The sequence below is a fragment of the Pseudoalteromonas sp. S3178 genome (assembly GCF_005886985.1).
GTDB lineage: Bacteria > Pseudomonadota > Gammaproteobacteria > Enterobacterales > Alteromonadaceae > Pseudoalteromonas > Pseudoalteromonas carrageenovora.
In genome coordinates this window covers 1-299 of the sequence record NZ_PNCW01000175.1, presented here as the reverse complement: position 1 = coordinate 299, position 299 = coordinate 1, and the positions used below count along the sequence as shown (strand labels likewise).

General features: G+C 43.5%; 1 protein-coding gene. It reads right to left on the bottom strand.

Annotated features, from left to right (window positions below):
- Positions 1–299: hypothetical protein (locus tag CWC11_RS20505; RefSeq protein WP_138684154.1), on the bottom strand; the 299-nt coding region annotated here is incomplete at both ends.

Below are 299 nucleotides of genomic sequence, written 5' to 3'. Positions count from 1 at the left end.
ATAAAGTTCAATGCACCATCAAGCTCTAACGTTGTAAGGTCGTGTGTTGCATCCAAGAATGCCATGTTGGCAGAAGTTAATGTCCATTCAGGCAGTTTAGTTGGATCTATAGTTGCTGTGACGTCAAACGAAATGGTTTGTCCAGCAGGAACGGTGATCGACTCAGGAAAGGTCATACTAAGTGCACCACGCTCTGCGTCGTCAGCAAATCGCTGCTCATATGCCAATGTATAGGTCTGTTCTTGGTTCGAGAAGTTTTTAACGACTACCTTTTTGGTGATAGATGAAGTTTCAGATAG